The following is a 5544-nucleotide window of genomic DNA, read 5'->3' as shown; positions in this document are numbered from 1 at the left end:
CCGACGATGGCCGCGATGAAGGCGACCAGCCCCAGCGTCTCGCCATTCGAGAACTTGGCAAGGTAAACCGGCGAGATCAGGACCGAGGCGATGGTGGCCAAGGCCGCGTTGATCAGGAAAGTGTAAAGCACCATGCGCTTCACATCGACGCCGAGGATCTCGGCCACGGCGGGGTTCTGCGCGCTCGCCTGCATGCAGCGCCCGGTGCGGGTGCGGTTCAGAAACAGCTGCAAGCCCCCGATCGCCAGCATCGAGACGATGAGGTTGCAGATATCCTGCACCGAGACGCTGGCGCCCGCGACATTGTAGACCGTCTGCGGAAAGATCGCCGGGAAGGGCTGCGCGGTCGCGCCATAGAACTCCTTGACGCTTTCCTTCATCAGAAGGCCAAGGGCGATGGTGGCGATGACCAGCGGCAAGGTGCCATGCGGCAGCATCGGCTCGACCACCAGCTTCTTGAAGGCGACGCCAAGGATCAGCAGCGACAGGATCAGCGCGAAGCCGATCGCGGGCCACATCGGCAGGCCCAGTCCCATGCCGATCAGCACGAAGAAGGCCGGCAGCATGACGAATTCGCCCTGCGCGAAATTGATGGTCTGCGACGCCTGCCACAGCAGGGTGAAGCCGACCGCCGCGAGGGCATAAATGGAACCGGCGGCAAGGCCGGAAATCAGGATCTGGATAAGCTCAGCCATGTGAACCCCGCATCGGGTTTGCGACAATTCGGGACGGGCCGGCGCAATCCGCGCCAGCCTGCCCTTGGCAGCGATGCCGCGCCCCTGTCAGGCGCGCGGCTTGCATGCAGCGGATCAGTTCGGCGGCAGGATCGCCTTGACGACCTGCTTGCCGTCCTTGACCTCGACAAAGAAGCTTTCGCGCGACATCTCGCCCGTGTCGTCCCAGCTGGTATCCATCAGCACGCCGGGGCAGTCGGCGGCCTTGAGCGTCAGCCCGTGCATCTTGTCGGCGATCGCCTGGCTGTCGGGCTTGCCGACAAGCTCGGTGGCGCATTTGATCGTATAGGCGGCAGTATAGCCCTTGATGGCGTTGTGGTCGGGCGTGTAATTGTACTTCGCCTTGAATTTCTCGACCATCTCGGTCATCGCGGGAATGTCCGCATCCGGCGTCAGGCCGACATGGCCCATCGCGCCATTGGCGGCGTCCCCGGCCAGTTCGATCACCTTATGGCCGATCAGCGTCGTCTCGCCCACCAGCGGTTGGGTCACGCCCTGCTTGCGCGCCTCGCGCAGAAAGCGGGCGCTTTCCTCTTCGGTCAGATAGACGAAGACCGCATCCGCCTCGACCCCCTTCAGCTTGACGACATCGGCCGAGAAATCGGTCTGCGCCTGCTCGGTCGGGATGTCGGCCACGATCTCGAAGCCGTGGGCCTCGGCCTCCTTCTCGAACGAGCTGTGGCCGCCCTTGCCGAATTCGGTATTGGCCCAGACCACCGCGACCTTCTTCACGCCCATCTCGTCGGCCATGTATTTCGCCATCTTCGGCACGCCCTTTTGCGATCCGAAGGCGGTGCGGAAGATATAGGGGTTCCCCATCGAGGTGATCGAAGGCGCCTCGGAGCCGGTGAATTGCGGAATGCCGGCCTGCTTGGCGACCAGCATGTTCACCACCGTCGAGGACGAGAACACCGTCCCGGTCAGCGCGATGACGCCGTCGTCGATCGCCTTCTGGACCATGGCGCGGCTGACCTGCGGGTCGGTCTGGCTGTCATATTGGCCAAGCGCGACCTGCTCGCCAAGGATGCCTCCGGCGGCGTTGATCTCCTCGAAACCCATCTTCACGCCGTCGTTGAAGTTGGTTCCGGCCGCCGCGCCGGGGCCGGAAAGCTCGGCGATCGAGCCGATCTTGATCTCGGCCAGCGCGGGCAATGCGGTCAGGGCCAGCGCGGTTGCGGCGGTGCCGATCAAAGTTCTGAACATTCGTGTCTCCTCCCATTGGTTTCCGGGTTCTTGTCACCGGGACGGCGGCACCCGGATGCCGCTTTCCCGACGGGCCGCGCAGAGCGCATGTCCCGGTTTTGTTACGCGTATGGCAAGCCTCTCCCGTGACCTGCCCGGTTCAGTCTGCATGGCAGCGCAGGACTGGCAAGTGCCGTTATGTGCAGCTTGGTAACCTCATGTTAATCGAGCGCGATCCGCCGGACACCCATCAGCAGTTCCGCCAGCAAAACCGCCTGCGCTTCGAACATGGACGAGCCGGGCATGGTGGCGCAGCCACGCGCCCGCGCCTCGGCGATCAGCGGCGGAATGGCGGGGCGCGTCACGACGTCGGAAACGAACTGGTCGGGCGTCAGCAGATCGGTCTGGACCGGCAGGGGGTCGCCCTCGCGCATCCCCAGAGGCGTCGCGTTCGCGATCAGCGCGAAGCCGCGCGGGTCGGTGCCGCCGATGCGGACCCGGCCCGGAAAGGCGGCGTCCAGCCGCGCGGCCAGCGTGTCGCGGCGCGCCGTGTCGATGTCGTGCAGCGCGAGCTCGGACGCGCCGCGGGCCAGAATCTCATAGGCGATGGCGGCGCCCGCGCCCCCGGTGCCGATCAGCAAGGCGGGCTTCCCCGCGACGTCGAACCCCTCGGCCCGGACGCCGTCCATATGGCCCTGACCGTCGGTTGCATCGCCGATCCAGTCGCCCCGCTCGTCACGGATCATGATGTTCACCGCATCCGCCGCCCGCGCCCGCGCCGTCACCCGCTCGCAGAATTCAAGGCAGGGGCCCTTATGCGGCACGGTCACGACGATGCCGGGGCAGTTCTGCACCTTCCCTGCCTGCTCGAGCCAGCCCGCCAGATCCTCGGGCAGGACATGCATCGGGACGACCATGCCGTTATAGCCGCGCTCGGCCATGATCCGGCTGAGGGAGGTCGGCGATTTCACCTGTCCGATCGGGTGGCCGATAATGGGAAAGATCGCGGTCTCTCCGTCGATCCGAAGCAGTTGTGACATCTTGCCTCCTCGCAAATCTGTCCCGAATTCCGCCGCGATTCCGGCTAGGGATTCGTGTCCTCAGGGGCAGAATGAACGAATATGGAATGTCATTCAAGAATAAAATTGACTTCTGATTTCGGATCCGGCTTTATCGGGAAAAGCGGAGGGAGGCGACATGTCCAAGCAGATAGCGATAGCGGTGATCGGGGCGGGCGCGATCGGGCGCACGCATATTGATACGCTGGCCCGGATGCCTGCGCTGCGGCTTGCCGCCATCGTCGATCCGGCCGAGGGCGGGCGGGCGCTGGCGGCCTCGCTTGGCGTGCCCTGCCTGCCCGATGTCGCGGCCTTGATCGATTCGGGACTGGCCGAGGCCGCGATCGTCGCGACCCCGAATGAAACCCATCTGCCGCTTTCCGAGGCGCTGATGCGCGCGGGTATTCCGGTGCTGCTGGAAAAGCCGGTGGCAGAGAGCCTCGCCTCGGCCCTGCGGCTGATCGCGGTCGCCGATGAGACCGGCGTACCGCTGCTGGTCGGGCATCATCGCCGCCACAACCCGATCATCCGCGCCGCGCATCAGGCCATCCACGGCGGAGAGATCGGCGATCTGGTCATGGCGACGGTTACGTCCTCGCTGGCGAAGCCCGATGACTATTTCAACGCACCATGGCGGCGGGCCAAGGGGGCGGGCGGGCCGCTGCTGATCAATCTGGTCCATGAGATCGACCTGCTGCGGCATTTCTTCGGCGAGATCGCCAGCGTGCAAGCCATCGCGAGCCATGCGCGCCGGGGCTTCCCGGTCGAGGATACCGCCGCCGTCTGCCTCCAATTCGCGGGTGGCGGGCTGGCTACGCTGTGTATCTCGGACACGGCGGTCGGGCCTTGGGCCTGGGATCTTTCGGCGGGCGAGAATATGACGCGCTTCCCGGCCCATCCGGTCAGCGCGCATCACTATGCGGGCAGCAAGGCCGGGCTGTCGCTGCCCGATCTGGTCCTGTGGCAGCCGCAAGGCCAACCCGACTGGACGCAGGAATTGCAGCCCCGGCGGCTGCCCCTTGTCCCCGCCGATCCCTATGAGCGTCAGCTTGCGCATTTCGCCGAGCTGACCCGGCAGGGCGGGACGCCTCTGGTCTCGGCCCGCGATGCGACGGCGAACCTGATCGTGCTGGACGCGATCGGCCGCGCCGCCGAAACCGGACGGGCGGTCACGGTTGACCTTTCGCCCCTGCGCGTCGAGCATGAAACCGGTTTCAACATTGGAAGCGGGACATGAGCAGCGTTCTGGAAAAATCACTCGCCATCGTCGAGCTTCTGGTCGATCACCCGATGGGCCTGCCAGTGACGGCAATCGCCGCCGCGACCGAGCAGCCGGCCAGCGGCGTCCACCGCACGCTGCAGGAACTGGCGCGGCTGGGCTATGTCCGGCAGGTGCAGGCGCAGGGCGACTATGCGCTGACGATCAAGCTGCCCGCGATGGGTCTGGGCTTCATGGGCCGCGCCGGGATCACCGATGTCGCGCAACCCGTGATGGACCAGCTTGCCGCCGACAGCGGAGAGCTGATCCGCCTTTCCGTCATCGACGGCGACCGGTTGATCTGGGTCGCGGTGGCGCAGGGCGCGACGAGGGGCCTGCGCTATGATCCGGGGCAGGAGCAGGGCGTTGTCGTCCACCTCGCCAGCTCGGCCGGGGGCAAGGCGTGGCTTGCGAGCATGACGGATGACGAGGCGCTGAACCGCGTTGGCGCTCAGGGGCTCTTGCGGCAGGCCGAGGGGCAGGGGGCATCGGTCCCGACCAGCATCACCCTGCTGCTTCAGCAATTGGCCGAGGCGCGGGCGCGGGGCTATGCCACCGCCGTCGACAGCTATATCGCCGGCATGGCGGCGATGGCGGTGGCGGTGCGCTATCATGTCTCGGGTCCGGTTCTGGGCTGTCTTTCGATCGCCGGACCGGCGGTCAGGATGACTGATGCCCGCATGGCCGAGCTTGCGCCACGCCTTCAGGCGGCGGCGGATGAACTGGGCGCTTCGGCGGCGGGAACCAAGTATTTTCAGGCGAATGTCCGGGCGCTGGACGAAGGCGCCGCGGATCTGAAAAGCGCCTGAGGCGCATTGCCCGCCCGGCGCGGGCTGACTGGCAGGAGAGAATGGAAGATTCACCGGAACGCGCCTTGGCGTGCGATGTTCTTGTTGTCGGCTCGGGGGCCTCGGGCCTTGCGGCGGCGGTGACGGCCGCGCATTTCGGCCTCAGCGTCATCCTGGCCGAGAAGGAGGCCGTCTTTGGCGGCACCTCCGCCTGGTCGGGCGGTTGGCTGTGGATCCCGCGCAACCCCTTGGCACGCGCGGCGGGCATCGACGAGCCGCCCGAGACCCCGCGCACCTATCTGCGGGGCGAGCTTGGCAACCGCGCCAGCGACCCGAGGCTGGCGGCGTTTCTGGAGAACGGCCCCGAGATGGTTTCGTTCTTCGCCGAAAACTCGGCGATGCGCTGGATCGACGGCAATGCGATCCCCGATTTCCACGAGGGTGAGGGTGCGGCGCGGGGCGGACGTTCGGTCTCGGTGCTGCCCTATGACGGGCGGGGTCTTGGCGACTGGGCGGCGAAGCTG

Annotated in this window: 6 protein-coding genes; 3 read left to right on the top strand and 3 right to left on the bottom strand. The window is 66.4% G+C overall.

All coding sequences use genetic code 11. From position 1 onward, the window contains the following. From VNQ78_RS11550 to VNQ78_RS11540, 3 genes are all read right to left on the bottom strand, one after another. Positions 1 to 695 (bottom strand): branched-chain amino acid ABC transporter permease (locus VNQ78_RS11550; RefSeq protein WP_325689822.1); only part of this gene is annotated, 695 nt, incomplete at its 3' end. 114 nt (positions 696 to 809) lie between these two features. Beyond that, positions 810 to 1937: an ABC transporter substrate-binding protein gene (locus VNQ78_RS11545; protein WP_325689820.1), complete on the bottom strand. Its 1128-nt coding sequence runs from the start codon at positions 1935 to 1937 to the stop codon at positions 810 to 812. Between the two features lie 200 nt (positions 1938 to 2137). Further along, the gene (locus tag VNQ78_RS11540; RefSeq protein WP_325689818.1) at positions 2138 to 2956 is read right to left on the bottom strand and encodes a shikimate dehydrogenase; all 819 of its coding nucleotides are present in this window, start codon (positions 2954 to 2956) and stop codon (positions 2138 to 2140) included. A 157-nt stretch (positions 2957 to 3113) separates the two neighbouring features. On the opposite strand from VNQ78_RS11540, the gene VNQ78_RS11535 reads away from it, so the two are divergent. The 3 genes from VNQ78_RS11535 to VNQ78_RS11525 form a co-directional block, all read left to right on the top strand. Then, positions 3114 to 4211, top strand: a complete 1098-nt coding sequence (locus VNQ78_RS11535) for a Gfo/Idh/MocA family oxidoreductase (RefSeq protein ID WP_325689816.1) — start codon at positions 3114 to 3116, stop codon at positions 4209 to 4211. After that, entirely contained in the window at positions 4208 to 5041 is an 834-nt protein-coding gene (locus VNQ78_RS11530; RefSeq protein WP_325689814.1) for an IclR family transcriptional regulator, read from the top strand. Before VNQ78_RS11535 ends, VNQ78_RS11530 begins: the two co-directional genes overlap by 4 nt. 41 nt (positions 5042 to 5082) lie before the next feature. Next, positions 5083 to 5544: FAD-dependent oxidoreductase (locus tag VNQ78_RS11525; protein WP_325689812.1), on the top strand; the 462-nt coding region annotated here is incomplete at its 3' end.

The organism is Paracoccus sp. (in: a-proteobacteria) (assembly GCF_035556475.1).
Taxonomy (GTDB): domain Bacteria; phylum Pseudomonadota; class Alphaproteobacteria; order Rhodobacterales; family Rhodobacteraceae; genus Paracoccus.
This window is presented reverse-complemented; position numbering and strand designations above follow the sequence as displayed.